Consider the following 16,074-nt stretch of genomic DNA (forward strand, 5'->3'; position numbering starts at 1 on the left):
TGTGAACGCACCCCCCGACGATCGCCTCGCACTGCTGGCCGAAAAGGCCGGGATCGACGTGCACTGGCGCGATGCGCTCGATCGTCCGCAGACGACGCCCGCGGATACGTTGCGCGCGGTGTTGCGGGCACTCGGCCTGCCGGCCGACTACGCGGACGAGGTCGAGGACAGCCTGCGGCGGATCGACGAGGAAGGCAGGGGCACCCGTCTGGCACGGATGCTGACCGCGGACGCGGGAACGCGCATCGAGGTTCCGCCGTCGCCGCGCGCGCGCGCGTGGACGATCGAGGCGGCCGACGCCACACGGGTGAGCGAAGGCAGCCTGCCTTCCGGCGAGAAAGGCATCGACGTCCCATCGCTGCCGGGCTACTACACGCTCTCGCTGGACGATGAACGAACGACCCTGGCGGTGGCACCGCCGCGAACGTTCGGCGTGCGCGACGTCCACAGCAATTGCCGTCGCCCCTGGGGCATGGCGGTCCAGATATCCGGATTGCGCCGGCCCGGCGACGGCGGCATCGGCGACTTCACCGCGCTGGAGATCTGCGCGAAAGCAGCGGCCGAGAAGGGTGCCGACGCGCTGGCGATCAGCCCCTTGCACGCGCTGTTCGCCGCGGCGCCGGAGCGCTACAGCCCTTATGCGCCGTCGAGCCGGCTCTTCCTCAACGGCCTGTACATCGATCCGGCCCGGAGCAACGGCGAGCACACCGTGCGCGCGGTGATCGACTCGCACAACCTGCGCCAGGAACTCGCCGAGCTGGAATGGCTGGACCTGATCGACTGGCCGCGCGCCGCGCGGGCACGCATGACCATCCTGCGCTCCATCTTCGAGGGCGCCTCCGCCGACATCGCCCATTCGGAACGCTTCATGGCCTTCCGTCGCGAGCAGGGCGAACCGCTGGAGCGTCACGCCCGCTTCGAGGCGCTGCATGCGGATTTCACGGCACATGGTCGAGCAGGCGGATGGCAGGGCTGGCCGTCGGCATTCCATGATCCGTCCGGCGCCGCGGTGGCGGCCTTCGCGCGCGAGCACTCGCGCGAGGTGGCCTTCCACGCGTGGCTGCAATGGCTGGCGAAGCAGGGGCTCGAGGGTGCGCAGAAAGCCGCCCGCGATGCCGGCATGGCCATCGGCCTGGTCGCCGACCTCGCCGTCGGCGCCGACTCGGGCGGCAGCCATGCCTGGGCGCACCAGGCCGAGATGCTGACCGGCCTTTCCGTGGGCGCACCGCCGGATGCGCTGAACCGTCTCGGCCAGGACTGGGGCCTCACGACGTTCTCGCCGCGCGGCCTGCGCGACACGGGTTTCCGTGGCTTCATCGGCATGCTGCGTGCCGCGCTCGCCCATGCGGGCGGCGTGCGCATCGACCACGTGCTCGGCTTGAAGCGCCTGTGGATGGTCCCGCACGGCGCCGGTGCCACCGAAGGCGCCTACGTGCGCTATCCACTCGTCGACATGCTCCGGCTGATCGCGCTCGAGTCGCATCTCGAACGCGCCATCGTCATCGGCGAGGACCTGGGCACGATACCTTCCGATTTCCGCGACACGATCGCGGAGAAAGGCGTGCTCGGCATCCGCGTGCTCTGGTTCGAGCGGGCCGTCGACGGTGGATTCGTCACGCCGGACGCATGGTCGGACAAGGCCATGGCGACGACGAGTACACACGACGTGCCGACGGTCGCCGGATGGTGGAGCGGACGCGACGTCGAATGGCGGAAGCGCACCGGCCTCGACGATCCGGCCGTGGACGAGGTGGCGCAGCGCGAGCGCGACCGCGTGCAGCTGTGGCATGCGCTCTTCGCCTCCGGATCGGCATGGAACGAGGATTCGCCGCCGGCGCCGGACGATATCTCGCCTGTCGTGTGGGCGGCGGCGCACCATGTCAGCCTGACCCCCGCGCCGCTGGCGATCTTCCCGGTCGAGGACATCCTCGGCCTGCACGAGCAACCGAACCTTCCCGGCCCGACGGACGCGGTGCATCCCAACTGGCGCCGGCGCATGCCGGACACCTCGTCGCGGCTGTTCGACGGGCCGATCGCCCATGCCGTCTGCGCCACCATCGACCAGACGCGGAACCGCGGATGAGTCCACCGCGTGCCCTGGCGCGCCTGCAGTTCCATGCGGGCTTCACCCTCGACGATGCCGTCGACGTCGTCGGCTATTACCACCACCTCGGCGTCAGTCATCTGTATGCCTCCCCGATCCTGCGCGCCCGCGCGGGATCCACGCACGGCTACGACGTGGTCGACTGCCACGAGGTGAATCCCGAGATCGGCGGCGAGGACGCCTTGCGCCGCCTCGTTGCCGCGCTGCGCGCGCATGGCATGGGACTGGTGCTCGACATCGTGCCGAACCACATGGGCGTCGGCGTCGAGAACGCATGGTGGATGGACGTGCTCCGGCATGGACGCGAGAGCCGTTACGCGGGTTACTTCGACATCGAATGGCAGGCACCGGATCCGCTGCTGCGGAACCGCCTGCTGTTGCCGATCCTCGGTGCGGGTTACGCGGCGACGCTGCGCGAGGGCCACCTTCGCCTCGCCCGGCGACGCGATCGGTGGATGCTGCGCGTCTACGACGACCACCTGCCGATTTCTCCCGCATCCGAAGCCGCGCTCGGGGACGATGCCGCGACCGTGCACGATCCGTCGACGGACGCGGGAAGGGCGGCGCTGCACGCGCTCGTCGAGCGGCAGCACTATCGCCTGTCGTTCTGGAAGCTCGCCAGCGACATGGTCAACTATCGCCGCTTCTTCGACATCAACGAACTCGCCGGCCTGCGCATCGAGCGCACCGCGGTGTTCGAGGACACCCACAGGACCATCTTCCGGCTGTATGCCGAGGGGCTGATCGACGGCGTGCGCTGCGACCATGTCGACGGCCTCGCCGATCCCCGCCGGTACTGCCGCCAGCTGCGCCACCGCCTGGACCGGCTACGCGTGCAGCGCCCAGCGCAAGCGCCGCGCGACACGGCTTACCTGGTGGTGGAGAAGATCCTCGCGACCGACGAGTCGTTGCGGCTCGACTGGCGCACCGACGGCACCACCGGCTACGAATTCATGGACCAGGTGTCGGCCGTGCTGCACGACGCCGCCGGCGAGGGCCCGCTGACGGAACTGTGGCGTAACCTCACGGGCGAGGGTGCGGATTTCGCGACGCAGGCGGTGCGCGCGCGCAGGCAGATCCTGGTCGACAGCTTCGAGTCGGAGCTCGACCGCACCGCGCGCGCCCTGTTCGCCGCCGCGCGCGCCGATGTCGTCACGCGCGACGTATCGCTCGCCGCCATCCGCCGTGTCCTCGTGGAATTGCTGGTGCACTTTCCCGTGTACCGCACGTACGCGGGCGGCGCGGGGCGCGATGCGTACGACGACGCCGTGTTTGCCCGCGCGGTCGAAGGCGCATTGCGTACGATTCGCCTGGAAGACGTGGATCTGCTGCACCTCGTGGCCGGGTGGCTTGGCGGCGAAGCGCCGCGGGCGCTGCCGCCGGGGCCGGTGCGACGGGCGCGGGAGCGGGCGATCGCGGTGTTCCAGCAGGCCACCTCGCCCGTGGCGGCGAAGGCGGTGGAGGACACCGCCGGCTACCGTTACGGCCGGTTGCTGTCGCGCAACGAGGTCGGCGTCGACGCGGCGTCGCTGGCGATCTCCGCGGACGCCTTCCACCGGTGTTGTGCCGAACGTGCCGCGAGCCTGCCGCATACCCTCCTGGCAACGGCCACGCATGACCACAAACGCGGCGAGGACCTGCGCGCCCGGCTGGCGGTCCTCTCGGAAGTGGCGGGTCGCTGGGTGGTGACGGTCGAGCGTTGGCGCGTGCGCCATGCCGGGTTCCGCCAGCGCACCGACGACGGGCGGATAGCACCCTCCGCGGCCGACGAGCTGATGCTCTACCAGATGCTGGTGGGCGCATGGCCCCTCGACCTCGCTCCCGACGACGAGGAGGGCGTCGAGCGCTTCGCCACGCGGATCGCCGCCTGGCAACGCAAGGCGCTGCGCGAAGCGAAACGCTGGACGCGCTGGACCTCGCCGAACGAACCCTACGAGGACGGCTGCGAGGACTTCCTGCGCAGTCTCCTGTCCAGCGCCGCCGCCGCGGAGCTTTCGGCCTTCGCCGGCTACATCGCCGTGCCCGGCGCGGCGAACGGGCTCGCCCAGACGGCGCTTCGCCTGACCACGCCAGGGGTCCCCGATCTCTACCAGGGGACCGACTACTGGGACTTCAGCCTGGTCGACCCGGACAACCGCCGGCCGGTCGATTTCCTCGCCCGGGCCGCCTCCCTGGACCGCGACGCGTCCCCCGCGGACGCGCTGGCGAGCTGGCGCGACGGCGCGGTCAAGCAGGCGGTCGTCGGCCGGCTGCTGCGCCTCCGCCGCGACCACCCGGAGCTGTTCGCCCGTGGCACCTACCGGCCGCTCGCGGCCTCCGGCCCGGCCGCGGACCATGTGCTGGCCTTCGTGCGCGAACACCGCGGGCAGAAGCTGGTCGTGGCCGTCGCCAGGCATACGGCCGAATGGCTCGGCGGGTCGGACGCCCCCTCGATCCCGGCGGATCGCTGGGCGGGCACCTCGCTCGCACTGCCGGCGGGCCATTGGCGGGACGTGTTCGGGGCCGACCGCTCGCATGGCGGGGAGTGCGCGATGGCCGGGCTGATGGGCGAATTGCCCGTGGCCGCCTGGTTTGCCGGCAAAACTTAGAAGGGACCAGGTGGGAGCCGCTGCGGCGGCGATGGGTACTCGCGGCCAGGCTGCCGTGGGCCTCAGCCGCCCAGCGACTTCACCAGCGCGACGTAATCGCGCATCGCCACCTCGCGCGGGGTGCCCTTCAGCGTGGCCCAGGCCTCGTACTTGGCCGTGCCGACGAAATCGAAGAAGCCCGGTTTTTCCCCGTGGACGTCGCCCTCGGAGCCCTGCTTGTAGAGGGCATAGATGCGCAGGAGGGTGTCGTTGTCCGGTCGGTGTCCCAGGCGGCCCAGGTCCAGGTAAGCCTGTTCGAACTGGCTCCGGAGGTCGTCGGACATGGAACGTCTCAACCGTGGCGCGTGGCAGTTGGGGGCTTGTAGCATGGCGCCCGGGGGCTGTCCATCGGCCGATACCGGGGCTCGACGCGATATCATGCGGGTTTCGCGAACGAGGTTGATCCCATGGCCCACCCGGCAGCCGTCCCCGTCCTGACCATCGACGGCCCCTCCGGCTCCGGCAAGGGAACCATCAGCCGCCTCGTCGCGGATCGCCTGGGCTGGCGCCTGCTCGATTCCGGGGCCCTTTACCGGGCTGTGGGCTACGCGGCGGGCGAGGAGGGTATCGACCTCTCCGACGCCGAGGCCGTCACCCGCTGTGCCCGGACGGTGAAGATCCGCTTCCAGCCCAGTGCCGATGGCGGGGAAACCCGGGTCCTGGTCAACGGCCACGACGCCACCGACGAGCTGCGCACGGAAACGGCCGGGGCGGCCGCCTCGGCCATCGCCGTGATTCCCTCGGTCCGGGAGGCCCTGGTGGACCTCCAGCACGGTTTCCGCAAGGCCCCGGGGCTGGTCGCGGACGGGCGGGACATGGGGACGGTGATTTTCCCCGAGGCCGCCCATAAGTTCTTCCTTACCGCCAGCGCGGCCGAGCGTGCGAAAAGACGCTATAAGCAGTTGAAGGATAAGGGGCTGAGCGTTACACTTGCTGTCCTTCAGCGAGAGATCGAGGCGCGCGACGAGCGTGACGCTTCGCGGCCGGTCGCCCCGTTGAAGCCCGCCGAAGGCGCCGTGGTCATCGATACCACCGGCATGCCGATCGACGAGGTGGTGGCAAAGGTTTTCGCCGTGGTGCGTCCGTAGGGCGCGTCGCGGCATCGGTGTCCGCGCAGTGGGCGCGGGCTCTTGGCAACGGTGCAGGGGAACCCATCCGGGTATTTCCGCGCACCCTCTACCGGCGGGTCCCCCGTCCGTCTGCGATCACGAAGGTACGCAGGCAGCGGGTACGACCTTTCATAACCCTGGAATCAACATGACTGAAAGTTTTGCCGAACTGTTTGAACAGAGCCAGCAGGCCATTTCCAAGCTGAAGCCCGGCTCCATCGTCACCGGTATCGTTGTGGAAATCCGCAACGACGTGGTGGTGATCAACGCCGGCCTGAAGAGCGAAGGCATCGTCCCGATCGAGCAGTTCAAGGACGAGTCCGGCGCGCTGGAAGTGGAAGTGGGCGACGAGGTCAAGGTCGCGCTCGACGCGCTCGAAGACGGCTTCGGCGAGACCAAGCTCTCCCGTGAGAAGGCCAAGCGTTCGATGGTGTGGGACGACCTCGAGCAGGCGTTCGACAAGGAAGAGACCATCACCGGCAAGATCTCCGGCAAGGTCAAGGGCGGCTTCACGGTCGACATCAAGGACGTCCGCGCGTTCCTGCCGGGCTCCCTGGTCGACGTGCGTCCGGTCCGCGACCCGGTCTACCTCGAGGGCAAGGACCTCGAGTTCAAGATCATCAAGCTCGACCGCAAGCGCAACAACGTCGTCGTCAGCCGCCGCGCGGTCGTCGAGACGGAGTTCTCGGAAGAGCGCGAGAAGCTGCTCGAGCGCCTGACCGAAGGCGCGGTCGTGAAGGGTGTGGTGAAGAACCTCACCGATTACGGCGCGTTCGTCGACCTCGGCGGCATCGACGGCCTGCTGCACATCACCGACATGGCGTGGAAGCGCGTGCGTCATCCGTCCGAAGTCGTCAACGTCGGCGACGAGCTGGACGTCCGCGTGCTCAAGTACGACCGCGAGCGCAACCGCGTGTCGCTCGGCCTCAAGCAGCTCGGCGACGACCCGTGGGTCGCCATCGCCCGCCGCTACCCGGTCGGCAGCCGCCTGTTCGGCAAGGTGTCCAACGTCACCGATTACGGCTGTTTCGTCGAGATCGAGCCGGGCGTCGAAGGCCTGGTGCACGTCTCCGAAATGGACTGGACCAACAAGAACGTCAACCCGGCCAAGGTGGTCCAGGTCGGCGACGAAACGGAAGTCATGGTCCTCGACGTGGATGAAGAGCGTCGTCGTATCTCCCTCGGTATCAAGCAGACCCGCTCGAACCCGTGGGAAGCCTTCGCCGCCATGCACAAGAAGGGCGACAAGGTCTCCGGCCAGATCAAGTCGATCACCGACTTCGGCATCTTCATCGGCCTGGAAGGCGGCATCGACGGTCTCGTCCACCTGTCCGACATCTCGTGGCAGGCCTCGGGTGAAGACCTCGTCCGCAACTTCAAGAAGGGCGACGAAGTCGAGGCCGTGGTCCTGGCCGTCGATCCGGAGCGCGAGCGCATCTCCCTCGGCATCAAGCAGATGGAGCAGGATCCGTTCGGCCAGTTCATGGCCACGAATCCGCGCGGCACGGTCCTGACCGGCACGGTCAAGGAAGTCGACGCCAAGGGCGCGCTGGTCGACCTCGGCGAAGGCGTCGAGGGCTACATCCGCGCGAACGACATCGCCAAGGAACGCGTCGACGACGCCACCCAGTACCTGAAGGTCGGCGATTCCGTCGAGGCGAAGTTCACCGGCATGGATCGCAAGGGCCGTCAGCTCCAGCTGTCGATCCGCGCGAAGGACGAGGAAGAGCTGGCCGACACCATGGCCGACTACCAGTCCGCCGCTGGTGGCACGACCAAGCTCGGCGCGCTCCTCAAGGAACAGATGAACAAGGCCGACTAACCGTCGGGCGAGGGGCGGCGAACCCGCCCCTCGCTGTTGTTCGATAGATCATTGCGTCAGCTTCGAGAACCACCAGGGGACCCATGACAAAGTCGGAACTGATCGAGGCGCTGGCGCGGCGCCAGACCCACCTTGCCTTCAGCGACGTGGAACTTGCCGTCAAGAGCGTGCTGGAACAGATGAGTCACGCCCTGTCGACGGGCGAGCGCATCGAGATCCGCGGCTTCGGCAGCTTCGCGCTGCACTTCCGTCCGCCGCGCATGGGCCGCAATCCCAAGACCGGCGAGGCCGTGGCTCTCCCGGGCAAGCACGTCCCGCATTTCAAACCCGGCAAGGAACTACGCGAACGCGTGAACCTTATCGAGGGAACCGACGCCGCGCAGTGACGCGGCGTTTTTTTGCCATTTGCAGGGGCCGCTATGGCGGCGAGGGGAACCTGCTTCGCCGCTTCGCCGCTTCGCCGCTTCGCGGCTCCGTCGGCTTCTCGCCGCTATAGCGGCTCCTACAGTTCGGTCCGATCCTTCGCTGCCATGGCGGCTCCTACAGTTCGGTCCGATCCTTCGCCGCCATAGGGGCTCCTGTAGTAACCGAAACCTGCCGGCCGGGGCACTTACATTGCGAACCGCCCCGCGAAGCTGTATGAAAAGCCAACCGCGAAGCACCACGCTATTCAGGATTCAGGTACAGTCGCCGGATGCGTCTGATTGCAATCATTTTCCTCTTGCTGTTCATCGCGGCCGGCATCGTTTTCGGCGCCCTGAACGCCGACCTGGCGTCGTTCGACCTGGGCTTCGCGCAGCTTTCCCTGCCCAAGGGTGGAGCCATGCTGTCCGCCGTCCTGGTGGGCTGGATCCTCGGCGGGGTCACCGCGTGGCTGGGCACCTCGCTGGGCCATCGCCGACGGCGCCGGCGCGAACGCAAGGTAGCGAACGCGACGACCGCATGAATCCGATCTGGTTGCTGGCGCTCGTTCCTCCCCTGGCTTTCGCCTGCGGCTGGTGGCTCGCCCGTCGAAGCCACGTCAGGCGCTCCGGCGAACGCGTCAACGAGCTTTCCTCCGATTACTTCCGGGGCCTGAACTACCTCCTCAACGAGGAACAGGACAAGGCGCTGGAGGTCTTCCTGCGCCTCGCCGAATACAATCGCGACACGGTGGAGACCCACCTCGCGCTGGGTAACCTGTTCCGCAAGCGCGGCGAGGTGGACAGGGCCATCCGGCTGCACCAGCACCTGGTGTCGCGGCAGGGCCTGTCCGACGAGATGAAGACCGTGGCCCTGCTCGAACTGGGCGAGGACTATATGCGCGCCGGCCTCCTGGATCGCGCGGAAACCCTGTTCTCCGATCTCGTGGCCATGGACGCCCTGGCCCCGTCCGCGCTGCGCCACCTCATCGCGATCTACCAGCACGAGCGCGAGTGGCACAAGGCCATCGATCACGCCCGTCGCCTGGAAGCGATGACCGGCGAGGACGAGTCGGCCATGATCGCCCAGTTCTACTGCGAGCTGGCCGAGCAGTCCCGCCAGCATGGCGCCCGCACCGAGGCGCGCGACTATATCCGCGACGCTTTCGCTTGCCAGGAAGACTGCGTCCGCGCGCACATGATCGCAGGCCGGCTGTCGTCGGAGGACGGCGACGTGGAGCAGGCCATCGCGTCGTACGAGGCCGCCATCGCGGCCGACATCGCCTTCGTTCCGGAAATCCTCCCGCCCCTGCTCAACTGCTACGCGCGGTCGGGGCAGATGGACAGGGCGGAAGCCTTCTTGCGCGAGATCATGGAACGCTACCACGGCATCTCGCCCGTCCTCGCGCTGACCCGTCTGTACGAGGGCAGGGACGGCGAGCGCACGGCGATCGACTTCCTCACGGGCCAGCTGCGCAAGCGTCCTTCCGTGCGCGGCCTGATGGCCCTGATCGACGCCACCATGGACAAGGTGTCGGGCGAGGCGCGCGAGAACTACCTGATCCTGCGCGACCTGACCCGCAAGCTGCTCGAAGGTCAGGCCATGTACCGCTGCAGCCGCTGCGGCTTCGGCGCCAAGGCGCACCATTGGCAGTGCCCGAGCTGCAAGAGCTGGGGCACGGTCCGGCCCATCCACGGCGTGGCGAACGAATGATGCCGCCCCTTGCCGACGCCGGCAGCTTCGCTATCGGCTGCGTGCTGGCAGCCTTTGTCGTTTCCTTCGGCAGCGTCAGGGTCGCCATCGCCTATGCGCATCGGCGCGGGATGCTCGATGCCCCGGGTCGCCGCCGCTCGCATACGCAGCCGACCCCGCGGGGCGGCGGCATCGGTATCGTCTTCGGCGCCCTCGTGGGCATGCCGGCCGGCCTGCTGCTCCTGCCCGGATCGCCGGGCGCGGGGACGGTGGGCGCCTTCACGGTCGCGACCATCGCCGTGGCCGCGATCGGTTGGCTCGACGACCATGGCTCCTTGCCGATCCGTCCGCGTCTCCTGATCCAGCTGGCCGCCACGCTGCTGCTTTGCATCGCCATCGCCTCGGGGACGTCCAGTCTGCTCTGGGCCATACCGTTGCTGCTGGCGGGTGTCTGGTGCATCAACCTGCACAATTTCATGGACGGCATCGACGGCCTGGCGGCCCAGCAGGCCATGTTCTTCGGCGCCGCCTCGGCCGCCCTGGCCTGGGCGGCAGGCAGCCCCGCCATTGCCGCCGCCGGCCTCGCCATGGCCGCGGCATCCCTCGGTTTCTGGTGGTTCAACCGTTCGCCCGCACGGATCTTCATGGGCGACGTGGGCAGCGGCACGCTGGGCCTTCTGGTTTTTGCGGTTTCCGCGATGTTGTGGGCATTCCGCACGAATTTGCTATGGCCTTCGCTGATTTTTTCGTCGGCATTCGTCGTCGACGCGACCTTGACGTTGGTCGTGCGAATGCTGCGCGGTGCGCGCTGGTACACTCCGCACCGCGAACACCTTTATCAGTGGCTCGTGAGACGGGGAGCGTCACACCGGAAGGTAGCCGCGGGCTACCTCGCCTGGAACGTACTCGTCTGTATTCCCGTCGCATGGATCGCGTTCCGCTCGCCAGCGGCGGCGCCCGCGTGCTTCGGGGTGGTGTACCTGCTGGGGGCAGCGGTCTGGCGTACTGGCAAGCGTTACGGCTTGCGTCGAAGGGAGCGACATGTTTCTGCGTAAGTTCATCGGCATTATCCATCCCCGCACGGCGGTCGTTGCGCACGACCTCGCCATGTCGGCACTGGCGTGGTGGATCGCCAAGTCGTTGCGCTATGCGTTGATGCCGGATCTTTCGCCGGTGACCTACCTGCCGATGGAATTTCCCATCGTGCTGCTGGTCCAGGGCGCGGTCTTCAACTGGACCGGCCTGTACAAGGGGGTATGGCGCTTCGCCAGCCTGCCCGACCTATGGAACATCATCCGCGCCACCGTCATCGGTGCGCTGATCATCGGCCTGGCCATGGTCATGTATTCGCGCCTGGACGGCGTGCCGCGCTCGGTGCTGCTGGTCTATCCGGTGGTGCTCGTGGTGCTGCTGGGTCTTCCGCGCCTCAGCTACCGTTTCTGGAAGGACAGCCGCATCGACCTGTTCCAGTCGGTGCCGACCAAGCGGGTGCTGATCGTCGGCGCCGATCGCGCCGGCGAGGCGTTGTCGCGCGACCTGCGTCGCGACAGCCGCTACAGCGTCATCGGCTTCGTCGACGACAACCTTGCCCTGCGCGGGGCGCAGATCGGCGGTATCCCGGTGCTCGGCACCGTGGATCAGCTGGCCGAGCTGTCTAAGGCCGTGGCGGTGCAGATGCTGCTCATCGCCGTGCCGGGGGCGACCACCGCGCAGATGCGCCGGATCGTGGCCTTCTGCGAGAGCACCGGGCTGCCGTTCCGCACCGTGCCCCGTCTGGAGGACGTCGTCGCGGGGCGGGCGCAGTTCAACGAGATCAAGGAAGTGGCCATCGAGGACCTGCTCGGCCGCGACGCGGTGGAGCTGGACTGGACGGCCATCCGCGAGAACATCAGCGGCCGCCGCGTGCTGGTCACCGGTGGCGGCGGCTCGATCGGTTCGGAACTCTGCCGCCAGGTGGCCCGTCTCGGGGCAAGCTCGCTCACCGTGGTCGAGATGTCCGAGTACAACCTCTATCGCATCGGCCAGGAACTGACCTCGGCTTACCCCGAGCTCATCTTCAACGGCGTGCTGGCGGACGCGCGCGACGCCATGGCGGTCAACCGTCTGTTCGAGGAAACGCAGCCGCAGATCGTCTTCCATGCTTCGGCCTACAAGCACGTGCCCATGCTGCAGGGCCAGTTGCGCGAAGCTTTCCGCAACAACGTGCTCGGTACGCGCATCGTGGCCGACGCCGCCGTGCGTTGCGGCGCCGAATCCTTCGTGCTCATTTCCACCGACAAGGCGGTCAACCCCACCTCGGTGATGGGCGCCTGCAAGCGCATGGCGGAAATCTGGTGCCAGAACCTCGCAGCGCATACCTCGACACGTTTCATCACGGTGCGATTCGGTAATGTGCTGGACTCCGCCGGTTCGGTGGTCCCGCTGTTCCGCCGGCAGATCCGGCAGGGCGGTCCGGTGACGATCACCCATCCGGAGATCTCGCGCTATTTCATGACCATTCCCGAGGCCTGCCAGTTGATCCTCCAGGCGGCGAGCCTCGGAAAGGGCGGCGAGATCTTCGCGCTCGACATGGGCGATCCGGTGAAAATCCGCGACCTTGCCGAGCAGATGATCCGCCTGGCGGGGAAGCGGCCTGGTTCGGACATCCAGATCGTCTATACGGGGCTGCGCTCCGGCGAGAAGTTGTTCGAGGAGCTGTTCCACCCGCTGGAGAACTACACGAGCACGACCCACGCGAAAATCTTCCAGGCCCAGCATCGCCAGGTGTCCTGGGAGCTGCTGCAGACGCAGCTCGCGCGTGCCGAAGAAGCCGTGACCGCGTTCGATGAAGAAACCCTGCGCCGGTGCGTGTCGCAGTTGCTGCCGTCCTTCCGTTGGAGCGAGCCGCAGGTCGACAACGTGCTGCCGCTACGCCGTAACGAAAGTGGAGACATTGCATGACCCAACCCCTGCGCAAGGTCGTATTTCCCGTAGCCGGCCTCGGTACGCGATTCCTCCCCGCGACGAAGGTGGTGGCCAAGGAAATGCTGCCGGTGCTGGACCGTCCGCTGATCCAGTATGCGGTGGACGAAGCCGTGGACGCGGGCGCCGATACGCTGGTGTTCGTCACCAACCGGTACAAGCACGCGATCGCCGACTACTTCGACAAGGCTTATGAACTGGAGGAGAAGCTCGCCGAGAAGAACAAGGACGAGCTGCTCTCCATCCTGCGCGGCATCCTTCCGCGCCACGTGCGCTGCGTGTTCGTCACCCAGCCGGAGGCCCTCGGCCTTGGCGACGCCGTGCTGCGCGCGGCACCGGTGGTGGGCAACGAGCGCTTCGGCGTGATGCTTCCCGACGACCTGATCTGGAACAAGGGCAAGGGCGCGCTGCGGCAGATGGCCGAGGTGGCGGAAGCCAACCAGGCCGGCGTCATCGCCGTGGAGGAAGTGCCCGAGAAGGACACCGACAAATACGGCATCGTCGATGCGAAGGAACGGCTGGGCGACCGCACCAACGTGATCACCCACATGGTGGAAAAGCCCAAGCCCGCGGACGCGCCGTCGAATCTCGCCGTGGTGGGCCGCTACGTGCTGCCGAGCGAGATCTTCGAGTACCTCAGGAACACGAAGGAAGGCGCCGGCGGCGAGATCCAGCTCACCGACGCCATCGAGAACCTGCTGAAGGACAAGGGCAGGGTGCTGGCCTACCGGTTCGAGGGCACGCGCTTCGACTGCGGCAACAAGGCAGGGCTCGTGCGCGCCACGATGGCGATGGCGCTGGAAGATCCGAAGCTGGCGCCGATCGTGCGCGAGTTCGCGAACAAGAGCGCCGTCCCGACCTGATAAGCACGACGTGTAGGAGCCGCTATAGCGGCGAGGGCAATCTTGCGACGTGATCGCGAGGTCTCCTCGCCGCTATAGCGGCTCCTACGTTTCTGCGCTCAGCGAACCGGAAGCGTCGGCAGGAACTTCGGCCGGCGGAAAGCCTTCGCCTTCTGTTCCACGCCGTAGGCGATGGCGATCAGCGTCGGTTCGCTCCACTTCGCGCCGAAGAACACCACGCCTATCGGCAACTCGTGCGCGAATTCGACGGGCAGGGTGATCGACGGATAACCCGCGATGGCGGCGGGCGCGGACACGCCACCGACGGTCGGGTCGCCGCTCACCACGTGGTCGCCGAGCACCAGGTCGTTCACGAAGGCCGGCCCCCAGCTGGGGGCAAGTAGGGCGTCCAGCTTGTCCTTGGCGAGTGCCGCATCGATGCCCTCCGGTCCGGCGAGGCGCTTGTTGCGGTCGCGCATCTCGATGTACTTCGGATCGTCGAGGCCGCCCTTGGCCTGCGCGGCAAGGAACAGCTCCTGGCCGAACCAGGGCATTTCCTTCGCCGCCTCGCGCTCGTTGAACGCGATGAGGTCGGCCAGCGTCTTCATCGGCTGGTCGGGCCGGGTGGCGAGGTAGGCGCCGATGTCGTGCTTGAATTCGTAGAGCAGCACGTCGATCTCGTGCTCGCTCAATTCCTTCAGGTGCGGGATCTCCACGTTGTCGACGACGGTTGCGCCTTGCGCCTTCAGCAGGGCAATGGTGTGCTCGAGTGCGCGATCGGCATTTGGCTCGATGCCGGCGAGCTGCCGCACGACGCCGATGCGCTTGCCGCGCAGCGCGTTAGGATCGAGGAACTTCGTGTAATCGGTGGCGTGCTTGTCGGCTTCGGCGGTGGCCGGATCGCGCGGGTCGCTGCCGGCGATGGCGCTCAGCACGGCCGCGGCGTCGGCGACGCTGCGCGCCATCGGGATGCCGATAGGCGTGCTCACATGCGCGTCTGTGCGTGGCTCAACCCGCCACTGTCGGCAAGGTCGGCAGGAACTTCGGCCGGTAGAATGTCTTGACCTTCTGTTCCACGCCATAGGCGATGGCGATCAGGATCGGTTCGCTCCATTTCGCGCCGAAGAACGCCACGCCGACCGACAGAATGGTCGTCTCCCTTACATTTCAGTGCGCCGCGAAACTACGGAACTTAGGAGGGTCGACTGAAGGACGGTCTCTCTGCGAACAATCACAATGAATCATTAGGATCCGTAATGCCCCGCACTGGTCACAAGTTGGCGGGAGTATCAATGCATGGCGAACCGTAAAGTGAATGCCGTATGTAAAGTCAGTGGGCCTAAAGGCTGGTGGTATGTGGGGTGGTCTGTAGTGTTAGCAGCATTACTGATTCTTTTTCTCTTTGCGGGCTCTTACACCAAAAGAATCGTGGTCACGGGCTTTGTTTCTACCGACGGCGGAACTATTCGAATTTTACCTCTGAGTAGCGGTGTTATCGAGCGAATCCATGTAACCGAAGGGCAGAGCGTCAAGAAAGGCGACGTTCTCTTTGATATCTCGAGCATGCGCCATCCTAGTGGGGGAAATGAGACCTATCAAGAAATCCAAAAGGGTCTGCTGGAAGCCCGCCGGGCGAGCCTTCGTGAGGATCGACGCGACGCCACCTCGCTGGCAGAGAACGAGGGCGAGGCGCTGAGGAAGAAGTTGAAGATAGTTCGCCGCGAAATTGACGAAAACAGCAATCAGCAATCGCTTGAGAGAGTTCGAATAATCATCGCGAAAGAGGCAATGCAGCGACATGTTGAACTAGAGAAAAATGGCCACGTGGCCAGAACGGTCGTTAATGCGAGACGAGATGACGTCGTCGCACGTCAATCGCAGCTGGCGGCGTTGCGAAGGGATGGATTGGCACTTGAGCGCATGCGTACGGATACGGAATCCGAGATTCAGAAGCGAAGCATATCGCTAAAAATGGAGCTGGCTGCCGAAGCCAGGCAGGACACGGAGCTGGCTCAAGATGGAGTTCGAAGAGATTCGGAAGAACGTCACACAATAGTTGCGACAGCCGATGGGATGCTTGCAGCAGTCGCCGTGAACGAAGGAGAGCAAGTTACAGAGGCGCCTCTTGCTCGACTGATTCCCACCAAAAGCCATCTTATTGTGAATCTTTACGCCGATTCGCGTTCTATCGGATTTGTAAGCAGGGGCCAAGAGGTTCGAGTCCGCCTTCAGGCGTTTCCGTATCAACATTTCGGCCAAAAAAAAGGCATTGTAACCGACGTGTCGGCGGTTCCAGTCCTGCCTAATGAGGTCAAGGGACTGGCTAGTGTTTCGCATGAGCCCCTTTATCGTGTCAAAGTGCGATTGAATGAGCGGACAGTTGACACAAAATCCGGTCGGCGCCCAATCAATTTTGGCATGACAGTCGAGGCTGATATTTTTTTGGAGAGTCGCCCCGTTATTCAGTGGTTGCTTGAGCCATTTTACGGAGCGATCCAGCGATTTTCATAGGAAA

14 protein-coding genes are annotated in these 16,074 nt (G+C 66.2%); 11 read left to right on the plus strand and 3 right to left on the minus strand.

Annotated features, from left to right (window positions below):
• Position 1 precedes the first annotated feature (1 nt).
• Both malQ and treY read left to right on the plus strand, forming a co-directional pair.
• Positions 2-2,083: a 4-alpha-glucanotransferase gene (malQ, locus tag HBF32_RS01810; protein WP_205287679.1), complete on the plus strand. Its 2,082-nt coding sequence runs from the start codon at positions 2-4 to the stop codon at positions 2,081-2,083.
• Positions 2,080-4,692 (plus strand): malto-oligosyltrehalose synthase, encoded by a 2,613-nt coding sequence (gene treY, locus HBF32_RS01815; protein WP_166697927.1) that lies wholly within the window; start codon positions 2,080-2,082, stop codon positions 4,690-4,692. Before malQ ends, treY begins: the two co-directional genes overlap by 4 nt.
• 62 nt (positions 4,693-4,754) lie before the next feature.
• On the opposite strand, the gene HBF32_RS01820 is transcribed toward treY, so the two are convergent.
• Positions 4,755-5,015 carry an acyl-CoA-binding protein gene (locus HBF32_RS01820; RefSeq protein WP_166697928.1) on the minus strand — a complete coding sequence of 87 codons (261 nt, stop codon included), beginning with the start codon at positions 5,013-5,015 and terminating at the stop codon, positions 4,755-4,757.
• Positions 5,016-5,138: 123 nt separating this feature from the next.
• Here HBF32_RS01820 and cmk point away from each other — a divergent pair, with 123 nt between their 5' ends.
• From cmk to galU, 8 genes are all read left to right on the plus strand, one after another.
• Entirely contained in the window at positions 5,139-5,819 is a 681-nt protein-coding gene (gene cmk / locus HBF32_RS01825; protein ID WP_166697929.1) for a (d)CMP kinase, read from the plus strand.
• Positions 5,820-5,988: 169 nt separating this feature from the next.
• Positions 5,989-7,662: a 30S ribosomal protein S1 gene (rpsA, locus tag HBF32_RS01830; protein ID WP_166697930.1), complete on the plus strand. Its 1,674-nt coding sequence runs from the start codon at positions 5,989-5,991 to the stop codon at positions 7,660-7,662.
• An 83-nt stretch (positions 7,663-7,745) separates the two neighbouring features.
• Positions 7,746-8,048: an integration host factor subunit beta gene (locus tag HBF32_RS01835; protein WP_166697931.1), complete on the plus strand. Its 303-nt coding sequence runs from the start codon at positions 7,746-7,748 to the stop codon at positions 8,046-8,048.
• A 308-nt stretch (positions 8,049-8,356) separates the two neighbouring features.
• Positions 8,357-8,608: a lipopolysaccharide assembly protein LapA domain-containing protein gene (locus HBF32_RS01840; protein ID WP_166697932.1), complete on the plus strand. Its 252-nt coding sequence runs from the start codon at positions 8,357-8,359 to the stop codon at positions 8,606-8,608.
• A complete protein-coding gene (gene lapB / locus HBF32_RS01845; protein ID WP_166697933.1) occupies positions 8,605-9,777 on the plus strand; it encodes a lipopolysaccharide assembly protein LapB in 1,173 nt (390 codons plus the stop codon). Before HBF32_RS01840 ends, lapB begins: the two co-directional genes overlap by 4 nt.
• Positions 9,774-10,811, plus strand: coding sequence for an MraY family glycosyltransferase (locus HBF32_RS01850; RefSeq protein WP_240147775.1), 1,038 nt, complete (start codon positions 9,774-9,776; stop codon positions 10,809-10,811). Before lapB ends, HBF32_RS01850 begins: the two co-directional genes overlap by 4 nt.
• Positions 10,798-12,696 (plus strand): polysaccharide biosynthesis protein, encoded by a 1,899-nt coding sequence (locus HBF32_RS01855; protein WP_166697934.1) that lies wholly within the window; start codon positions 10,798-10,800, stop codon positions 12,694-12,696. The genes HBF32_RS01850 and HBF32_RS01855 overlap by 14 nt, the downstream gene beginning before the upstream one ends.
• Positions 12,693-13,580: a UTP--glucose-1-phosphate uridylyltransferase GalU gene (gene galU, locus HBF32_RS01860; protein WP_166697935.1), complete on the plus strand. Its 888-nt coding sequence runs from the start codon at positions 12,693-12,695 to the stop codon at positions 13,578-13,580. Before HBF32_RS01855 ends, galU begins: the two co-directional genes overlap by 4 nt.
• 98 nt (positions 13,581-13,678) lie before the next feature.
• Here the strand turns inward: galU and HBF32_RS01865 are convergent, their stop codons facing one another.
• A complete protein-coding gene (locus HBF32_RS01865) occupies positions 13,679-14,548 on the minus strand; it encodes an amidase family protein (protein WP_338039722.1) in 870 nt (289 codons plus the stop codon).
• Between the two features lie 19 nt (positions 14,549-14,567).
• Complete coding sequence (locus HBF32_RS19440; protein ID WP_275690407.1) at positions 14,568-14,693, minus strand: hypothetical protein; 126 nt, start codon at positions 14,691-14,693, stop codon at positions 14,568-14,570.
• Between the two features lie 162 nt (positions 14,694-14,855).
• Between HBF32_RS19440 and HBF32_RS01870 the strand changes: the two genes are divergently transcribed.
• Positions 14,856-16,070, plus strand: a complete 1,215-nt coding sequence (locus HBF32_RS01870) for an HlyD family secretion protein (protein WP_166697937.1) — start codon at positions 14,856-14,858, stop codon at positions 16,068-16,070.
• The last annotated feature ends 4 nt before the right edge of the window (positions 16,071-16,074 follow it).

The organism is Luteibacter yeojuensis (assembly GCF_011742875.1).
GTDB lineage: Bacteria > Pseudomonadota > Gammaproteobacteria > Xanthomonadales > Rhodanobacteraceae > Luteibacter > Luteibacter yeojuensis.